15 protein-coding genes are annotated in these 16,867 nt (G+C 58.1%); 1 reads left to right on the top strand and 14 read right to left on the bottom strand.

Features of this window, described 5'->3' with window-relative positions; genetic code table 11:
- Nucleotides 1–82 precede the first annotated feature (82 nt).
- From prmC to QGH30_08290, 12 genes are all read right to left on the bottom strand, one after another.
- Nucleotides 83–940 carry a peptide chain release factor N(5)-glutamine methyltransferase gene (gene prmC / locus QGH30_08235; protein MDP7022324.1) on the bottom strand — a complete coding sequence of 286 codons (858 nt, stop codon included), beginning with the start codon at nt 938–940 and terminating at the stop codon, nt 83–85.
- Nucleotides 937–2,013, bottom strand: coding sequence for a peptide chain release factor 1 (gene prfA / locus QGH30_08240; GenBank protein ID MDP7022325.1), 1,077 nt, complete (start codon nt 2,011–2,013; stop codon nt 937–939). Before prfA ends, prmC begins: the two co-directional genes overlap by 4 nt.
- The gene (locus tag QGH30_08245; GenBank protein ID MDP7022326.1) at nt 2,010–2,957 is read right to left on the bottom strand and encodes a DUF1385 domain-containing protein; all 948 of its coding nucleotides are present in this window, start codon (nt 2,955–2,957) and stop codon (nt 2,010–2,012) included. Before QGH30_08245 ends, prfA begins: the two co-directional genes overlap by 4 nt.
- 86 nt (nt 2,958–3,043) lie before the next feature.
- The gene (rpmE, locus tag QGH30_08250) at nt 3,044–3,262 is read right to left on the bottom strand and encodes a 50S ribosomal protein L31 (protein ID MDP7022327.1); all 219 of its coding nucleotides are present in this window, start codon (nt 3,260–3,262) and stop codon (nt 3,044–3,046) included.
- Nucleotides 3,263–3,306: 44 nt separating this feature from the next.
- Nucleotides 3,307–4,587: a transcription termination factor Rho gene (rho, locus tag QGH30_08255; GenBank protein ID MDP7022328.1), complete on the bottom strand. Its 1,281-nt coding sequence runs from the start codon at nt 4,585–4,587 to the stop codon at nt 3,307–3,309.
- Nucleotides 4,588–4,925: 338 nt separating this feature from the next.
- Entirely contained in the window at nt 4,926–6,410 is a 1,485-nt protein-coding gene (locus QGH30_08260) for an FxLYD domain-containing protein (GenBank protein MDP7022329.1), read from the bottom strand.
- A gap of 151 nt (nt 6,411–6,561) precedes the next feature.
- Complete coding sequence (gene priA / locus QGH30_08265) at nt 6,562–8,604, bottom strand: primosomal protein N' (GenBank protein MDP7022330.1); 2,043 nt, start codon at nt 8,602–8,604, stop codon at nt 6,562–6,564.
- 131 nt (nt 8,605–8,735) lie between these two features.
- Nucleotides 8,736–9,170, bottom strand: a complete 435-nt coding sequence (locus QGH30_08270) for a response regulator (GenBank protein ID MDP7022331.1) — start codon at nt 9,168–9,170, stop codon at nt 8,736–8,738.
- The gene (locus tag QGH30_08275) at nt 9,130–10,125 is read right to left on the bottom strand and encodes a response regulator (protein ID MDP7022332.1); all 996 of its coding nucleotides are present in this window, start codon (nt 10,123–10,125) and stop codon (nt 9,130–9,132) included. The genes QGH30_08270 and QGH30_08275 overlap by 41 nt, the downstream gene beginning before the upstream one ends.
- Before the next feature lie 176 nt (nt 10,126–10,301).
- Nucleotides 10,302–11,303, bottom strand: coding sequence for a tRNA (adenosine(37)-N6)-threonylcarbamoyltransferase complex transferase subunit TsaD (tsaD, locus tag QGH30_08280; protein ID MDP7022333.1), 1,002 nt, complete (start codon nt 11,301–11,303; stop codon nt 10,302–10,304).
- Complete coding sequence (locus tag QGH30_08285; GenBank protein ID MDP7022334.1) at nt 11,300–12,862, bottom strand: NAD(P)H-hydrate dehydratase; 1,563 nt, start codon at nt 12,860–12,862, stop codon at nt 11,300–11,302. The genes tsaD and QGH30_08285 overlap by 4 nt, the downstream gene beginning before the upstream one ends.
- A gap of 6 nt (nt 12,863–12,868) precedes the next feature.
- Nucleotides 12,869–13,744 carry a prohibitin family protein gene (locus tag QGH30_08290; protein MDP7022335.1) on the bottom strand — a complete coding sequence of 292 codons (876 nt, stop codon included), beginning with the start codon at nt 13,742–13,744 and terminating at the stop codon, nt 12,869–12,871.
- 109 nt (nt 13,745–13,853) lie between these two features.
- Here QGH30_08290 and QGH30_08295 point away from each other — a divergent pair, with 109 nt between their 5' ends.
- Nucleotides 13,854–14,651, top strand: coding sequence for a type II CAAX endopeptidase family protein (locus tag QGH30_08295; GenBank protein MDP7022336.1), 798 nt, complete (start codon nt 13,854–13,856; stop codon nt 14,649–14,651).
- A gap of 40 nt (nt 14,652–14,691) precedes the next feature.
- Here the strand turns inward: QGH30_08295 and QGH30_08300 are convergent, their stop codons facing one another.
- Both QGH30_08300 and QGH30_08305 read right to left on the bottom strand, forming a co-directional pair.
- Nucleotides 14,692–14,880: a hypothetical protein gene (locus QGH30_08300; protein MDP7022337.1), complete on the bottom strand. Its 189-nt coding sequence runs from the start codon at nt 14,878–14,880 to the stop codon at nt 14,692–14,694.
- A gap of 231 nt (nt 14,881–15,111) precedes the next feature.
- Complete coding sequence (locus QGH30_08305) at nt 15,112–16,845, bottom strand: agmatine deiminase family protein (protein ID MDP7022338.1); 1,734 nt, start codon at nt 16,843–16,845, stop codon at nt 15,112–15,114.
- Nucleotides 16,846–16,867: the final 22 nt, after the last annotated feature.

Genomic DNA, 16,867 nt, shown 5'->3' on the forward strand with positions numbered 1-16,867 from the left:
AAGAAGGTATCTGCAGAGGTCTCCATGCCCGGAGGAAGGCAAAGAGGGAGCCAGGAACAATTTCCCGGCCAGAACTTACTTCTCAAACGCGGATGATCACAATCCGGTCCCGGCCAGCGTAGTCAGGCAAAAGCTCGGCACTTCCACTCAGGGAACTACGAAAGATGTTCAGAACCTCTTCGCCCTGATCTGCACCGATTTCCACGGCAAGAATCCCCCCCTGTTTCAGACGATCCGGAGCGACATCAGCCAGATAGCGATAGGCCTCCAGTCCGTCCTCTCCGCCGAAGAGGGCATCCCGGGGTTCATAATCAATGACCTCGGGCTCCAGGGTCTCGCTTTCTTCAAGGCGGATGTAGGGCGGGTTGCTCACGATGAGGTCTACGGCTTCGCCCTCTCCTGCGGGAAGCCCCCTGCACTCCTCAAAGTGGATTCGCTCAAGTAGGCCATGCCTCTCTGCGTTCTTTCTGCTGACCTGGAGTGCTTCCTGAGAGAGGTCGCTGGCCCAGATCTCCAGATCCTCTCGCTCTGCAGCAAGAGTCACAGAAATCACGCCACTACCGGAGCCCATCTCAAGAACAGAACGGGGGCCTTTCGGGAGCCGTTTCAGAACTTCTTCACAGAGGATTTCGGTTTCGGGGCGGGGAATAAAGACACCAGGCTCCATGAAAAAGGGGCGGGAGAAAAACTCCGTCTCGCCAAGAATGAGTTGAAGGGGTTCGCGGTCGCGTCTTCGGCGCAAGAACTGGCGGTAGGAGTCCAGAATCCCGGGAGACAGATCCTCCTCAAAGCGGAGGTAGAGATCGATTCTGCTCGATCCAAGAAGGTGGGCCAAAAGGAGTTCCGCCTGAAGGCGGGGGCTTTCCACTCCCGCAGCCTTCAGGTACTCCGTTGCCAGAGGAATCAACTGCAGGGTTCTTCTCGAAGATGAGGGCTTCAAGGGGAATCTACCGCAAGCAGACTCTCGCGGTAGTCGAGGATCAGGGCATCGATCATCTCGTTGATCTCGCCTTCCATGAAGCCGGCCAGACTGTAAAGGGTCATACTGATGCGGTGATCCGTGATGCGCCCTTGAGGAAAATTGTAAGTACGGATCTTGGCGGAGCGGTCTCCGGTACCGACCATGCTCTTTCGCTGGGCGCTGATTTCCGCTTCCTGTTCGGACTTCTTCAGGTCGTAAAGACGGGATGCCAGAATCTTCAGGGCCTTCGACTTGTTTTTGTGCTGGCTCTTTTCATCCTGACAGCTTACGACAAGCCCCGTGGGTTCGTGGGTGATGCGAACAGCGCTGTCGGTGGTATTGACACTCTGTCCCCCAGGCCCGGAGGAACGATAGACATCGATGCGAAGTTCATTCTCGTCGATATCGAACTCGACTTCCTCCACTTCCGGCATGACGACAACCGAGGCAGCGCTCGTGTGTATGCGTCCGCTGGACTCCGTAGCGGGGATTCTCTGGACACGATGCACACCGGACTCAAACTTCAGACGCCCATAAGCGCCTTCGCCGCTGATTCCGATGATGATTTCCTTGAGCCCCCCGGATGAGCCTTCCGTGGAAGAGAGAACCTCCATCTTCCAGCCCTGTTTCTCTGTGTGTCGTTGATACATCCGGTGCAAGTCTCCGGCGAAAAGAGCGGCCTCGTCGCCGCCTGTCCCCGCGCGAACTTCCAGAATGAGGTTGCGATCGTCGTCGGGATCCTTGGGAACCAGAAGGAGTTCCAGTTCCTTCTCCATGACGGGAAGAAGTTCCTCTACTTCGGCGATATCCTGCTGGGCCAGTTCGGCCAGTTCATCATCTCCGGCTTCCAGAAGCTCTCTGGCTTCTGCCAGTGAATTCCAGGACTGAAGCCAGCGGCGGCCCACTTCGGCCACAGCCTTCAGATGCTTGTACTCGCCCCCCACTTCCTTGGCCCTGCGGCGATCACTGAGAACGGCAGGATCCACCATATGCTTCTCCACCTCTTCGAGGCGATTCAGCACCTTGTCCACCTTCCCGCTCAGATCCTTCATTCCTCACCCTTCTCCATTTCGCCGTCGGCAGGAATCCACTCTTCTGCGATTTTTTCTTCTAGCTCATCAGGGGGCAGACAGGCGGCCAGAGAACAGAGGGCAACCTCGCACTGATCCAGGTCCGGCTCCTTCGTGGTCATCAACTGAAGACCGAGTCCCGGGTAGACCAGAGGTGCCAGCCAGTACTTCCAGCTTCCTTTCGCACTCAACTTGATCAGCTCATAGGAGATTCCCCCGATCAGGGGGATAAAGGCAAGGCGAATCAGGCGGTCACCAATTGTTTCCGGGCGACCAAGAAAGAGAAAAACCAGGATGGAGACCAGCATCACCAGAAGAAGGAAGCTCGTACCACAACGGGGGTGAAGGCGGCTGTAGCTCTGGATTACTTCGGGGCTGAGTTTTTCTCCGGCTTCAAAGGCGTTGATCGTCTTGTGCTCGGCACCATGATACTGAAAGACACGGCGCATGTCTTTCCAGAGACTGATAACCCAGATGTAGGCAAGAAAGATCAGCAGTCGAAAGAGACCGTCAACCAGATTGAAAGCCAGAGAACTCTCCGTGCCGGGAACCAGATCAGTGAGAATCAGCGGGATGTAGAAAAAGAGACCCAGGCCGGCCACAAAGGCAAAGATCAGGGTCAGGATCATCCAGAGGCGGTCCAGCCAGGCCCTACCCTCTTTCTTCTCCTCTTCCGGCATGGCGACTTCTGCGGAATAGGTCAACATGCGCATGCCGACGATCATGCTTTCGATCAGACCGATCCCTCCCCGGAGAATCGGAATCTTGTGAAGGCGGAACCGGACGAGAAAACTGCGAAAGGGTTCCTTCTTCAGAACCACCTCGCCTTCAGGACTCCGCACGGCACAGGCGATGTAGTCCTTTGCGCGCATCATCACGCCCTCGATGACCGCCTGACCCCCGACTGCATAGGATTCCCTGGACATGGCAGCAGACCTCTTTCTACAAGCTGAATTGGAGGACACAAGAAAAGGCGCGCCAATCCTGACGCGCCCCGTTCAATCGCAGGAATTTAACCCTGGCTTTTTTTCTTGTAGTCGCCGTAACGCTTCTGGAACCGCTCCACGCGGCCGGCCGTGTCGACCAGCTTCTGCTTGCCCGTGTAGAAGGGATGGCAACTGGAGCAGATTTCCACATGAATCTCCGGAAGGGTCGAGCGGGTCTCGATCACATTGCCGCAGAGACAGGTAATCTTGCTTTCAACATATTTCGGGTGGATTCCCTTTTTCATTTTACTCCTTTTCCTGCCCCCGAAAGCTGCGTGCTTCCGAATGGTCAGGCGTTCATGGATTCCAGGAACTTGGTGTTTGTTTTTGCCTTGGTCAATTTCTCCAGAAGGAACTCCATGGCTTCACCAATGGGCTTCTCGCTGAGGAAGCGACGCAGAATGTAGGACTTGCCGAGGACGGTTTCCCCGAGCAGTAACTCTTCCTTTCGCGTTCCGCTGCGGAAGATGTCGATGGCCGGGTAGATACGCTTGTCGCTGAGGCGACGGTCGAGAACGATCTCCGAGTTACCGGTTCCCTTGAACTCCTCGAAGATCACCTCGTCCATACGACTTCCGGTTTCAATCAGGGCCGTTGCAATGATCGTCAGGCTGCCGCCCTGCTCAATGTTTCTCGCAGCACCGAAGAAACGCTTGGGGCGCTGTAGCGCATTGCTGTCCACACCGCCGGACAGGATTTTGCCCGAATGGGGAACCACGGAGTTGTGAGCGCGGGCAAGGCGGGTAATGGAATCAAGAAGAATCACCACGTCGCGACCCGCCTCCACCAGACGCTTCGCCTTCTCCATGACCATGTCGGAAACGGCCACGTGACGGTCGGCCGGCTCATCGAAGGTTGAACTGACGACCTCGCCGTTTACCGATCGCTGCATGTCGGTCACTTCTTCTGGACGCTCGTCAATGAGCAGAACGATAAGGGCCACATCCTCGTGGTTCGTGGCAATCGCATTGGCGATGTTCTTCAACAGAACCGTTTTTCCCGTTCTCGGAGGAGCCACGATCAGGGCGCGCTGGCCGAGACCAATGGGCATGAGCAGATCCACCACACGAGTCGTAAGATCCTTGGGATCGTACTCCAGTTCCAGCTTCTGCTCGGGGTAAAGGGGGGTCAGGTTATCGAAGAAGATCTTGCCCTTGCCCAGAACAGGAGCCTCATGATTGATGGCCTCCACTCGCAGAAGCGCAAAATAACGCTCGTTGTCCTTGGGTGGGCGAACCTGGCCGGTAATCGTATCTCCGGTACGCAGGTCGAACTTCTTGATCTGGCTGGGGCTGATGTAAATGTCATCGGGCCCGGGAAGGTAGTTGTAGTCGGGGGAACGAAGGAAGCCATAGCCCTCGCCCAGGATCTGCAGCACCCCTTCGGCAAAGATAAAACCCTTGGCCTGAATCTGCGCTTCGATGATGCGGAAGATCAGTTCCTGCATCCTCATGGAACTGGCGCCCTCGATTTCGAGCTCGGCGGCCTTTTCGGAAAGCTCCTGAATCGTCTGCTTTTTCAGGTCTGCAATGTCCGTGACCTGCCCATTGGCCCCGTCGCGTGTGACGATATCCGGATCGGCGTCTTCGCCATTGGGATGTTCCCCGAGAGACTGGGGAGTGCGGGGAGAATGTCTGCGGGAGGGTCGCTTGGACGGGCGTCGCCGGGGGCGGCTTGTCTTTTCTTCGATATCGCTTTTCAAATTGTGTTGCTCCGGAAATGGTGCGTGCGAAAGCGGTTTGCTTTCGTAATCATGGATCTTGATTTGGAATCCAGGGAGCCGGAAAGGGCCCCTTCAGTACAAATCTACCGTATTCTGTGGTTCCTGTCAAGATCCGACAGTGCAAGGCCTTGTAAAGTCATTGTTTAGAAAAGCCCCCTGGGGAAGGCCTGCCCCGGGGGGTATTCCTATTCGATCAGGAGGTCGGTGACCTCAAAGCCGGCCACTTCTTCGGGATCGGCCGAGAAGAAGGCGGAAATCTCCACTTCCTGCTCGGACTCGATTTCCTCGACCTCGGCATAGGCGTTGTCGATGACCTCGCCCATCTCATCAAGAATGTCGATGGTAACTTCCACATATTCCACGAGATCTTCCCGCTTGTTCAGCAGGGTTCCCTTGATGAAGCGACCCTCGATTTCCGCGTCCAGAATGGCAACTTCATCCTTCTCATAGAGCGCGTTCTCACGACGCTCCTGCTCGGCAAGTTCCGCCTGGGAAAGGAGCAGGGGAGGAGTGTCATCGGCCAGACCCTTGTAGGTCGCAAAGGCCCGGTAGGAGTCTTCATACAGGGTGCGGTTGGCGAGGAAACCCTCATTGTCTCCGCCCTCGTCCGCGGCTACGGCGAGATCCTTGTAGCAGAGGAAGAGAATCTTGAAGACTTCCGGATCCGCACTCTTGAAGCTGTCCTGGAGCATCTTTGCCGCACGAATCGCTTCCTGGAAATTCAGGTTCTTGTAGTCGCAGAACTCCTTGTAGTACCAGAGCTGCTGGTCATTCGGATTGATTCCGAGAGCGATGTCGAAGTTGACAGAAGCCTGCTCGAAAAGCTGGGCTGTCATGAAGGCGACACCGGCGAACATGGCCACTTCACCTTCGGGATCCTGAGCCTTCTCACGAAGCTTGGCGGCCTGGGCAAGAGCCTGTCCCGCGAAGGGGTAGAAGGTCTTGTTCCTCTGTCCCTCTTCATAGAGGATGTAGCCGAAGGCCTCGTGAGTGCTGTAGTAATCGGGATACTCTCCGGTCACCTCACGGTAACGGGTGAGGAAGGGATCGCGATCCCCGTCGGAACTGTTCACATACAGGTTGCCGAGAACGGTGCAAAGCAGGCGTGCGGTTCCCTCACGGGCCTCTTCTTCGGTTTCCAGAGGAAGGGCCAGTTCCAGGTTCTCCAAGGAAGCCTGCAGGAGGGAGAGATACTCGAAGCGGTCGAGCTTCCGGATCTTCTCCGCCTTGGACCAGTAGGCCTTCGACAGGTTGCTGTAACCCTTGGGGTTCTCGGGATTCGCCTCCGTGGCCAGCGTGAAGAACTCGATGGCAACATCGAAGTTCTCATCGCGGGTGTAGCTCACCCCTTCATTATAAACATCGCGCCAGTTCTTCTCGATGTTCGCTTCGGCCAATTCCAGGCGCTCGGGCTTCATTTCGGAAGCCTTGCGGAAGTTGTCATAGGCGCTGCGGTAATCCTGAAGCTCGGATTGCGCGAGAGCCATATAGAAGAATGCCTCTCCGTCCTCGGAGTTCACCTTCAGGGCCTCCACGCAAAGGCTCTCGGCCATCTCGAACTCGCCCTGCTGATAGCGAAGAATCGCACTGGAGGTCTGCATGGAGTTGCAGCCCATCAGGAGAGCGAGGAGAGCCAGAATACCTGTCGTGAATAGGTTCGCGTACTTCATTCCAGACCAATCCTCCTTGGACCTTCGAAGAGTGCCGGCTGGCGGGAGGGAATCGAGCAATGCCAGTCCGTTTCAAGAATCCCTATCTTGGGGAACCATTGGACGGTACTTCGCAAGTGATGAAAAGTCAAGGCATCCGGAGGGGAAAGAGCTAGAGGAGAGCCTCCGGGTCCACATCGATTTCCAGTTGCAGGGCGCCACTTCTTCGCAGTTCTTTCTGGATCCCGGAGAAGGTCTCGGGGAACCAGGCTTTCTGCTCCCGACTGAGGTTTCCCTTGAAGAGAATCTGCTGCCGGAAACGCCCCTTCAGGCGGGGAAGAAGGGCTTCCACCGGCCCGAGAATGTCCAGACGATGTCGTGGCCACTGCTCATAGAAGCGTTGAATCAGGAGTTCTGCCGCCCTCAGTGCCAATGTCTCTTGCGGTGCGGAAACCAGCAGGCTGCTCAGCTTTTTCCAGGGTGGATAGGCCAGTTGCCGCCTTTCCTGAAGCTCTTCCTCCAGAAAAGAGGAGGCATCATCGCGGGAGAGGCTCCCGAGAACCCGGTGCTCGGGGTGCCAGGTCTGGATCATGACCCGACCAGGGAGATCCCCCCGGCCACTGCGCCCGGAAACCTGTTCAAGCAACTGCCAGCTTCGCTCCGCCGCCCGGAAGTCGGGAAGAAATAGACCCGTGTCCGCAGAGATCACGCCGACGAGGGTCACTTCCGGAATGTGGTGTCCCTTGGCGATCATCTGGGTGCCGAGAAGAAGGGAGGGCCCGGGCTGGGAAAACTCAGCGAGGATCGTAGCATGAGCTCCTTTCTTCCGGGTGCTGTCGAAGTCCATCCGCAAGACGGGATAGCCCGGGAAGCGCATCTTCAGATCCATCTCCACCTGTTCGATTCCCAGACCCGAAAGATTCCACTTCGTCTTGCCGCACTCCGGGCAGGCCTTCGGGAGAGCCCTCTCCTGTCCGCAGTAGTGGCAAAGCAGGCGATTGCGCCCCGAATGGTAGGTCAGGCTGATATCGCAACGACTGCACTTGAGTACCTCTCCGCAGGAAGCACAGAGACGAAGGCGGCTGTGTCCCCGGCGATTGAGAAGAAGCATGGCCTTCTCCCCCCTTGCGAGGCACTCCTCGAGAGCGCTCGCAAGGGGAAGTGAGAAAAGTCCATCCTCCTCGCCACAGAGATCCACAATTTCGATCCGGGGGCGGTGACCGCCGGCGACCCGGTGGGGAAGCTCCAGAAGGCGGAACTTGCCCTTGTCCACATTGTGCAGGCTTTCCAGACTCGGCGTGGCAGAGCCGAGGATCACCGGAACTCCCGCACGGCGGGCTCGCATCAGGGCAACGCTGCGTGCATGGTAGCGTGGCTTCTCGCTCTGTTTATAAGAAGAGTCGTGTTCCTCATCGAGAATCACCAGACCCAAATTGGAAAAGGGAGCGAAAACCGCAGACCGGGGGCCGAGAACCACCGACAAGTCCCCCTTGCGGGCCGCAGTCCAGACCCCGAATCGTTCGCTTGCACTCAGGCCACTGTGGAAGATGCCTACACGAGTTCCCAGCCGCTCCCGAAAGCGGCGAGCCATCTGCGGGGTCAGGCTGATCTCGGGAACCAGGACGATGGCCTGCTTCCCCCTGGCAATCACTTTCTCGATGGATCTCAGGTAAATCTCCGTCTTCCCACTTCCCGTGGTTCCATGAAGCAGAAAGGAGGCATAAGCAGCCTTGTCGAGAAAGGGATGAAGCTCGTCCATGGCAAGGGATTGCTCCCGGGTCAGGCGGGGAATCTTCGCCGCTTCTGGTTCGGGTATTTCCGGAACTGCGCGTGGCCGGATCAGCGGGCGCACCGGAACCATGGCACGAAGAGCCTCTCCCAGAGAACTTCCATAGTAGTCGGCAATCCAGCGGCCCAGAGACAGAAGTGATGCGTCCAGCCAGGGAAACGGATCCAGCACCTCTCCGATTTCACGAATGCGGTTCGGCTGGCGACGCAGCGCAGGATCCAGACTTCCGGCACTGCGAACGGAAATTACAAAACCTGTTTCTGTTCCGGATCCGAAGGGAATCCTTACCCGGCTGCCTGCTGCCGGGGTTTCCACACCCCCGGGAACCCGATAGCTGAAAACGCGACGCAGGGGAAGCACCGGCGCTATGTCCAAATAGCGAGGCTCCGGCTTGCTTTTCTTCGGGGTCGCGGCGGCCCGTGTCATGATCCTCCAGAGAAGGGGAAGTATGCATTCTAGCGGATTCCGGCAGGGGAAGGAAGGGGCGGGAAATCAGAAAATGCAATCCCCCCGGACTTTGTTCCGGGGGGATCGCGCAGGCCCGAGTAAGACCGGTACTAGCTCTTGATGCCCAGAATTCCACTGACCCGGCGGATCAGCTTGTTCGGGCTGAAAGGTTTCGTAATGTAGTCATCTGCGCCACAGTCAATACCCTTCTGCCGGTCTTCCTCGCGTCCCCGGGCAGTCAGAAGCAAGACCGGGATCTCGCGGGTTTCCGGATAGCTCTTCAGGCGGCGGCAGGTTTCATAGCCGTCGAGACGGGGCATCATGATGTCCATCACGATCAGGTCCGGTCTTTCGGCGCGAGCCTTGGCCAGGGCCTGCTCGCCATCGGCGGCGGTAATTACCTCAAAGCCCTCTGCACCAAGGCTGAAGTCAAGGATGTGGAGAATGTAGACCTCGTCGTCAACGACCAGTACTTTTCCCTGAAACACGATGGCTCCCTTCCGATCAGGTTCCTGCCCGAAGGTCCGGGCTTGCGTGGGTTTCACTCGATTCACTGTCCTGCGAATCCCTCTCGCCCCGGCGCTCGCATACCACGATGCTCTCGGCGAAACTCTTTCCGAACTTTTTCAATTCAAAGGCTGCATCACTCAACTGCCCGACATGCTGGAACTTGTCGTCCTGGTTCCTGAGCAGTGCGATGGTCAGCGTCATCAAGGGCACACGACGCTCCACTCCCTGTCGATCGAGAACCGAAAGGAAGCCGCGCTTGAGGTCGGCCATGCGGAAGAGTTCTTTCTTCCGCAGGTCGAAACGCTCGACAATCTCCTCGGCGATCTTCCCGCCGCTCTCCCTGTGGGCAATCATGACGAAATCATCGCCACCGACATGGCCCGTGAAGATGTCCTCTCCCTCGCGCTCCTGACTTTGCTCGCTGAGGATTTCCGCCAGGATCTTGATGGCCTGATCTCCCTTGGCGTAGCCGTAGGTGTCGTTGAAGCCCTTGAAGTTGTCGATGTCGATGTAGAGGAAAGCGAAGTCCTCTCCGGCCTGCATCCTGCGCGTCAGTTCCGACTCGATGGCCGGATTGCCGGGAAGGCCGGTCAGGGGATTGGCTTCCCGCTGGTTTCGGGCCAGCGCCAGGAGGTTGCGAATCCGGGCCAGGATTTCCACCTGATCATAGGGCTTGGAAATGTAATCGTTCGCGCCCTGCTCGAGCCCGGAAATCCGGTCCCGCAACTCACTGCGAGCCGTCAGCATGATGATCGGTGTCTGGGAGATCTTGAAGTCCCTGCGAATCTGGCGACAAACCTCATGGCCGTCCATGCGGGGAAGCATGACATCGAGAAGCAGCAGATCCGGCTGAAGGGATCGTGCGATCTCAAGACCTTCCTCGCCATTGTCGGTCGCGACAACACGGTATCCGGCGCGCTGGAGTTGAAACTCCATGATGCGCCGGATTGCAGCGTCGTCCTCGATTACCAGAATCGTTGGAGCTTCCATGCTTGTCTCCGGATTTGGCGGGAACCTCCCCGCCCTTTGCCACTGCAAAGCAAGGGATGTGCCCGCAGAATCCATATCGGCCTATCGGACAAGACCTTGAGGGCTTTCCCCTTCGAGGCGGCAAAAGAAAGGATGAGGCTTTTGGAGAAAGAAACGGGAAGGAAGGACCGGGAAGCCTAGGGAGCCCAGCTCTCAATGAGCCCCCGGCTGAATGGCTCCAGGTTTTCGGAGGCGGTAATCCCGGCTTCATGCCGGAAAAATCCTGCACAGGCAACCATCAGGCCATTGTCCGTACACCAGGCCGGGCGGGGGGCATAGACAGGAATATCCAGAGGGGCGAAACGTGATTCCGCTTCTTCCAGAAGGCGGCGATTTGCAGCCACGCCGCCTGCCAGATAGAAGGCTCGAAGCAAACGGCCCCGGGCCAATTCCAGAGAGCGGTCCATCAGTTGCCCGATCACGGCCGCCTGAAAGGAGGCAGCGAAATCGGCCATGCTCCCCTCCGAAGCTCCCCCCTCCCAGGCCAGGCGGGCCGCGGTCTTCAGTCCCGAGAAACTGAAATCCTGGCTTCTGTCCTTCATGCGAACGCGGGGAAAGGGAAGAGCGGCGGGATCTCCGCTGTGGGCAAGTTTCTCGATCTTAGGGCCCCCGGGAAATTTCAAACCCATCACCTTGGCCACCTTGTCGAAGGCCTCTCCGGCGGCATCATCACGAGTCGTGGCAAGAAGCTGGTACTGTCCCGGAGCCTTGGCGAGGATCACCTGGCTGTGCCCTCCGGAAACCAGAAGAGCCAGGGAAGGAAACTCCATGTCCCTTTCCAGATGGTTAGCCAGAAGGTGGGCTTCAATGTGATGAACATCGAGAACGGGAAGACCCAGGTTCTCGCCCAGGGCCCGGGCAAAGGAGACCCCCACCAGAAGAGAGCCCAGAAGACCGGGACCGCGGGTCACCGCAATGGCGTCGATGTCGGAGAGCTCCAGATGGGCATCTTCCAGACAGGCTCCCAGAACGGGAGGCAGGTTTTTCAGGTGGGCGCGGCTTGCGATCTCCGGGACAATTCCCCCGAACTCGCGGTGCTCCAGCTGCGTTGCCATGAGCATGGCAAGACCCTTGCGCTCGCTGCAATAGAGACCCACCGAGCTGTCATCACAACTGGTTTCGATGCCGAGAAAGATCATTCATCGTCCCAGGTGACCGAAAGAGGATTCTCCAGTTGATGCCAGGCAGCGGCGAACTCCGGAATCAGGTCTTCCGACTGCGCAGCTCTTCCCCGGCTGATTCCGGCTCGTCTTCCTGCCTCTCCGTGGATCCAGGCCGCAAGAAGTGTTGCATCAAGAGGCTCGGAACCCTGGGCCAGGATACCGGCGATCAGTCCCGTCAGAAGATCGCCGCTTCCCCCGCGTGCCATGGAGGGGTGTCCGCTGAGAAGTCCGTAAATCTCCGCCCCCCCGCCTCGAATCATCGTGGCGGCCCCCTTGTGCAGAAGCACCCGGTTCCCGGGATCCAGGGAACGCAGAATCTTCATCCGCTGCCGGTTCACTTTCTGGCTGCTTTTCCCCAGAAGGGCTCCCAGTTCTCCGCTGTGGGGAGTGAGAACCCGGGGGGCAGGATGCAGGGAGAGGGCATCGAAGTCCTCTTTCCAGGCAAAAAGGGCATCGGCATCAATGACTGCGGGAATCTCCACCGCTTCCAGCCACTGGCGAAGGGACAAGAGAGTTTCCGGAGAACGCCCGAGACCGGGACCGATGCCAAGAGCGTCCCAGCGAGGTTCCAGTCGGGACAGTTCCTCGAAGGCGGCTTCGCCAAGACTGCCATCCTCTTCTTCGGGAAGCGAATGGGCAATCACCGAAGGCAGGCGAGCCTGAAGAAGCGGAACCAGGGAAGCTGGCAGAGCCAATCGAACCATGCCTGCGCCACTGCGAAGCGCCGCTGAGGCCGTGAGCAGAGGAGCGCCGCCATAGGCAGTCGAACCCGCAACAATGAGTACAGACCCTCGCTGATACTTGTGTTCCCGGGAAGAGACCAGCGGCAGCCGCTTCCGGGCTTCCTCTGCATCGAGTGCCCGAAGATCCCCGGCTGTTTTTGCGGACAGGTCCGGCGGGAAACCGATGTCCACACGCAGGATTTCCCCGCAGCGAGGCTCTCCGCAAAGCCCCGTCTTTGCAAAGCCGATCGTGGCCGTCAGGTCGGCTTCCACACAGACCTCGACGCTCTCATCGTCCCCGGATAGCCCGCTGGGAAGATCCACGGACAGGACACGGGGGGCATGGCGGTTCAGGATGTTCACCGCAGAAAGACCCGGCTCCCGCAGGCCCCCCTTCAGGCCCGTGCCAAAGAGAGCATCTATGGCCAGATCGCATGCCTCCAGCTGTTGAGCGCAGAGGCTGCGGCCGGCATCGTCTGAAAGCGGGAAGATCTCGGGCTGAAGGGGAAGCAGTTTTTCAAAGGCATCCCTGGCATCTCCCTGAAGCTCCGCAGGGGGGGCGAGCAGGAAGAGCGTCACAAGGGCACCGGCCTCCATAAGGTGGCGGGCGATGACAAAGCCATCGCCCGCGTTGTTTCCCTTGCCGCAAAGCAGCACAATGCGACGGCGCTCCAGTCGCGATGAAAAACGCTGGCGGATGATGTCATAGACTCCCCGCCCCGCGCGCTCCATCAATTCCGTCCCGGAAACATGGCCGCCCTCGATCGTCTTCCGATCCAGTTCCCTCATTTCTGAGGCAGTCAGAAGAAACATGGCAGGCTATTTCCCCGTGTTGAAGATCAGGGGAAGACCGTCCTCGCCACCCACCACGACGATCTTCGCATTGGGACTGTTGGACAGTTTCTCCGTGGCCTCGATGCCCTTCCAGCGAAGAAGGTTCTCATTGATCCCCTCGCTGACGATCCGCTGGAAGTCCCGGATTCCCTTGGCCTCGATGCGCTTTCTCTCGGCTTCGCGACCTTCCCGATCAAGAACGAACTTCATGCGCTCGGCTTCCTGCTCGGCCTGAAGTTTCTGCTCGATCGCCTGGGCCACGGTGGTCGGCAAGGTGACTGAACGAAGCAGCACCTTTTCGAGAACAACCCCGCGGGCCTCAAAGACCGGGATCAGTTCCCCCAGAATGGAGGACGCGATCGCCTCGCGCTGAGAAGTGTAGAGTGCCTTGGCCTCGAAATTGGTCGTCGCACCTCTAACCTTTGCACGAAGCTGTGGAATGATGAAGACTTGGGCATAATCCATTCCGATGCCGCGATACACATCGGCAGTCATGGTGCGGTCCAGACGATAGAGGATGGAAAGATCCAGCCGGACATTCATCCCTTCCTTGCTGGGCACGGTCGCCGTTTCCGTAATCTCCTGGGTGCGGACATCCATGTGTCTTACGGTCAGCAGAGGGTTCACGAGGTGAATCCCCGGATTGAGAACCTCGTCGGAGACTTTTCCGAAGAGATCTTTCAGGCCGACATGGCCGGCGGGGATGGAAACCACACTCTGAACCACGATTCCGATCAGCCCGACAAGAGCCATCAGGCTCCCGACGGTCTTCGGACGACCCGCCTGCATTTGTGCAGAGGAGCCGAAGAAGACCAGGCCCAGGCCGGCCAGAAAAAGGAGAACAAAGAGAATCAGATTCATGGGGGCTCCTTGAGTGAAAGTAAAATCGTACCGGGTGGATTGTATCCCGACAGCCCGGGAAGTCAAAGCCCATCTTGCTTCTTTATGAAGCATGGGCGATACTTCGCCCATGAGTCGAAACTCACTGCTGGATTTCCATCGCCCCTGGTTCCTCCTGCTCTTTGCGGGGCTGTCCCTCTTTCTCCATCAGCTTCTGGCAGGGAGCATCCTGCTTGCGGGGAAGTCGGCCCTGTCGATGGGACTGGGACTCTGTATGGGCGTGGGTGCGGGCATTGTCCTGCCCTTCATCTTCCTCTGCTGGAAAGCGGGAGTGGATTTCCCGAGCTGCTTTGAGCTTCGCCTTCCTTCCTGGAAGGAGATGCTTCTCGTGGTCGGAGCCACCCTGAGCCTGGTTCCTCCTCTGGAAACTCTGAGCATCCCCTTCGCCAGACACTTCCCTCCGAATCCGGAGTACCTGAAGATGATGGAGTGGATGATTCCGGGGGGGATTCTTGAAGCTAGCCTTCTCTTTTTGGGAATCGCCGTGCTGGTGCCCCTGGGAGAGGAAATCCTCTTTCGGGGTGTCGCCTTCCGTTTGCTGGATCGCCGGATGTCGCTCTTTCCGGCAGCCCTGATCAGCGGCCTGCTCTTCGGAGTGATCCATCCCCTCTTCTCGGCACCGGCCGTGGCGATCCTGGGAGTCTGGTTTGCCCTGATCCTGGGGAAGAGCCGGAATCTGACACTTGCCGTCATTGCCCACGGTAGCTGGAACCTCGCCAATCTCATCGCATTGTGGAACTGGCCCGCCACGGAGTCTGCCGTGTTTCTCGACTCCCCCTTCGCTCTTCACCCTCTGCGCTGGATTCTTCTGGGGCTGACTCTCTTTGCCTTCTTCTCCTCCCTCCTCTTTCGGGAATTCCGGGCATAAAAAAACCCCCCGAAGAGGGGGGTTCGGGAAACCGCTTCATCTAGCGGTCGCGATCGCCCAGAGGCCTGCCAATGCTGAGCTCTCCGTTGTCGATGCGAATGTTGTGTCCGCATTCCGGATTGCTGCAGACCCAGGCCTTGTACTGGATGGTCGCACCATCACGGCCATAGTCACTGAGCGGCAGGAGATCACCGTTCTCACACTTGAGACATTGGGGAAATTTCTCCATGATTGGACCCGACGGGGTCCTCACCTCCCTTCAACCCAAAAGAAAGGCTGCGCACCCAGGGGGTTCGGCGGGTCCACAGCCTGTTTCGGATATCAGAATACATCCGACATCTCGGTTGGTCAAGCAGGAAAGCATGGAACTTGTTGAAACTTCGTGAATTAGGGTGCATGGATTCAAAACCCAAGCCCCCCTGACAGGCAGAAGGGCTTGGGTAAACAGTGTCTCGTCGGCTTACTTCGCCAGAACCACGGGGCGGCTGTACTGGATCCCCGCAGCACGCAGTCGGTAGTGATAGACCCCGGAGGCCAGACGGCGACCGGCATCATCACGGCCATCCCAGTCCACTTCTGTTGTCCCCGGCTGGCAGGGCCCGTCGATCAGACTGCGAATCAGGCGCCCGGAAGAATCAAAAACCTGAAGAAGTACCGGATCCGCATACTCCAGTTCGAAGGAAAAGGTGGTCTTCGGATTGAAGGGATTCGGGTAGGCCGCATTCAGTCTCGCTGGCGCAGAGGCGGGACCTGCGGAAGTCATGTCGCCGGCAAGGATGGAAAAGTTGTACCAGTGAGCAGGTTCCACGCGGGGCATACCCTCCACGCGGCCGCTGTTGTCTTCGGCGTGAATGTAGTAGTCCACGCTGGTGTCGGAAACCGGAGAGGGAATCTCAGCGGCATAGAGATCGCCGCCCTGTGCGCTCATGTTGATCGTCTGCCAGAACTCTCCGGCAAAACGGTAATGCAGTTCCACGACAGAAACACCGCTCTCACTTCGATCATCCACGAGGGCCGTGATCTCCACCGGCCCGGTCATTTCCTCCCGAAGCGGAACGTGCTCCACCCGCAACATCCCCGCATCGTAGGCACCCTTTGCGCGGCAGTGAAGAGCGTCGTCTGTGATGAATCCACTGTAGTAGTAGCCACTCACCGTGTAGCCCGGCATCGCATCTTCATAGGCCTGAAGAGCCTGATTGTCATAGGAGCTGTTGCCGAAGGTGGGCACATAGACACAGTCGTTGAGGATGAGGCTGTTCGTGTAACTGGCGGGATCACTCCAGCCGATGTCATGGCAATAGACCCGATGCACCTGATAGTTGCGTCCCGTGGAAGCCTGAAGGCTGGCGATCAGGGCCGCCCGCTGATTGAGCTTCGTGTAGGTGTGGTGGCTGGGCCAGACTTCCTTGACCAGCACGGTTTCCTCATCAAGGAACTTCGCCCAGGTGTCAATGTGATGGATGCCCCCGCTCTCGATGTAATCGAGAACCTCGTAATCCTCCACGCCGTAATAGTTGAACATGAGTTGATCGACCTGCGAGGAGTTCATGCCGTTGTTGCTGGACGCCTCGTTATAGACCAGTTCCGTGGACATGCTGATGTGGTGGCCATCGGTCATGTAGTTGCCGCCGGTGTGGAACATGTCGTGGCTAATGACGGGAATGCCCTGCTGCTGGCCGAAGTAGACGGGAATCATGTTGTCGTTCGGGCGCCAGGGGCGATTGTAGGTATGGTCGATGATGTTCACATCACCGTTTCCATCGAAGACATACCAGGGGCCGTAGTCGCGAGTCCAGATGGAGTCATTGCTCCGGATCAGGAACTCCACCCTGTCCATGTCCACGCCATTGTTCGTCAGGTTGCTGACCGCGCTGTTATAGGAGCCGTTCGAGACCACCACGTGCAGGGTGACATCATCGTCAAAATCGCGGAGCAAACTGTAGGGAAGTCCCAGGGGATAGCGAACGATCACGCCCGTGGCCGGTTCCCATTCGGCTACATTACGAACAGGAGCCTGGGGCGGCGGGTCGCTCATACGATCCCGGTCAGGCATCTCGTCTTCCCGGCCTTCCCACTTCAGGCGTTCGGCGCGGGTTTCATGGCGAGGCAGAAGTTCCTCAATCCCGTCAACATCCATTTCTGCGAGTGCGGTTAGAGAGAATAACACGAGAAGCAGAAGCACAAGATGACGCATGGATCCTCCCGAGTGCGCATAC

The organism is Candidatus Krumholzibacteriia bacterium, from assembly GCA_030748535.1.
Taxonomy (GTDB): Bacteria; Krumholzibacteriota; Krumholzibacteriia; order JACNKJ01; family JACNKJ01; genus JASMLU01.

Excerpts from the sequence above, each read along its gene's own strand:
- QGH30_08305 (MDP7022338.1), bottom strand. The coding sequence starts at position 16,845 with ATGCGTCATCTTGTGCTTCTGCTTCTCGTGTTATTCTCTCTAACCGCA.
- QGH30_08295 (MDP7022336.1), top strand. The coding sequence starts at position 13,854 with ATGAGTCGAAACTCACTGCTGGATTTCCATCGCCCCTGGTTCCTCCTG.
- QGH30_08300 (MDP7022337.1), bottom strand. The coding sequence starts at position 14,880 with ATGGAGAAATTTCCCCAATGTCTCAAGTGTGAGAACGGTGATCTCCTG.
- QGH30_08260 (MDP7022329.1), bottom strand. The coding sequence starts at position 6,410 with ATGAAGTACGCGAACCTATTCACGACAGGTATTCTGGCTCTCCTCGCT.
- QGH30_08285 (MDP7022334.1), bottom strand. The coding sequence starts at position 12,862 with ATGTTTCTTCTGACTGCCTCAGAAATGAGGGAACTGGATCGGAAGACG.
- QGH30_08245 (MDP7022326.1), bottom strand. The coding sequence starts at position 2,957 with ATGTCCAGGGAATCCTATGCAGTCGGGGGTCAGGCGGTCATCGAGGGC.
- prfA (MDP7022325.1), bottom strand. The coding sequence starts at position 2,013 with ATGAAGGATCTGAGCGGGAAGGTGGACAAGGTGCTGAATCGCCTCGAA.
- priA (MDP7022330.1), bottom strand. The coding sequence starts at position 8,604 with ATGACACGGGCCGCCGCGACCCCGAAGAAAAGCAAGCCGGAGCCTCGC.
- rpmE (MDP7022327.1), bottom strand. The coding sequence starts at position 3,262 with ATGAAAAAGGGAATCCACCCGAAATATGTTGAAAGCAAGATTACCTGT.
- QGH30_08290 (MDP7022335.1), bottom strand. The coding sequence starts at position 13,744 with ATGAATCTGATTCTCTTTGTTCTCCTTTTTCTGGCCGGCCTGGGCCTG.
- tsaD (MDP7022333.1), bottom strand. The coding sequence starts at position 11,303 with ATGATCTTTCTCGGCATCGAAACCAGTTGTGATGACAGCTCGGTGGGT.
- QGH30_08275 (MDP7022332.1), bottom strand. The coding sequence starts at position 10,125 with ATGGAAGCTCCAACGATTCTGGTAATCGAGGACGACGCTGCAATCCGG.